Origin of the sequence: Galbibacter kalidii (genome assembly GCF_026241135.1) — a bacterium.
In the GTDB taxonomy this organism is placed as follows: Bacteria; Bacteroidota; Bacteroidia; order Flavobacteriales; family Flavobacteriaceae; genus Galbibacter.
In genome coordinates this window covers 1-764 of the sequence record NZ_JAPFGA010000075.1, presented here as the reverse complement: position 1 = coordinate 764, position 764 = coordinate 1, and the positions used below count along the sequence as shown (strand labels likewise).

The 764-nt window shown below is 51.6% G+C and carries 1 pseudogene; it reads left to right on the top strand.

Annotated features, from left to right (window positions below):
• A pseudogene (locus tag OOZ15_RS19925) lies at window positions 1–764 on the top strand (ISKra4-like element ISKpn19 family transposase); the annotation flags it as partial.

Below are 764 nucleotides of genomic sequence, written 5' to 3'. Positions count from 1 at the left end.
GGCGCAGCGTCTTGACGCTGAGGCTGAAGCTCATTCAGGTTTTCTTTCCGGCTGCCCCCGCGACTGGGGGAACCTGCCCAGGCCAGGAAAACCGCTTGTGGTGGGTATAGATGGTGGTTATGTTCGCGATCGGGATGACAAAAAGCGTAATTTTGAAATTATTGCCGGGAAGTCTTTTTCCGTTGGTGCGCCTGCTGACACCCGCCGCTTCGGTTTTGTTCAGAAGGATGACTGTCATCCGGAACGCAGGCTCATGACCCACCTTTCAGCGCAGGGAATGCAGGCCAACCAGCAGATATTTTTTCTGTCCGACGGCGCGGATAATCTCAGGGACCTCCAGTTCGGTATGTACCCTGAGTCAACGCATGTGCTGGACTGGTTTCATATCACCATGAGGCTGACGGTGCTCATGCAATATGCCCGGGGACTGCTGGTATCAGATCCAGAGGCGGGGAGTAAAGTTCTGGCACTGCTGGAAAGCATTAAACGATATCTCTGGCATGGCAATGTTGTCGCTGCGCTGGAACATATTGATAATTGCGTTATGTATTGCGATGACCCTGAACTCAGCTATCCTAGCCTGAAATCCCTGCAAAAACATCTGGATGAAATGTATACCTACATCCGGAATAATAAGATGATGATCCCAAACTACGGCGAAATGCGTCGGTACGGAGAGCCGGTATCAACCGCGTTTGTGGAATCCACGATCAATGAAGTGATCGCCAGACGAATGGCCAAAAAGCAGCAGATGCAGTGGAGCA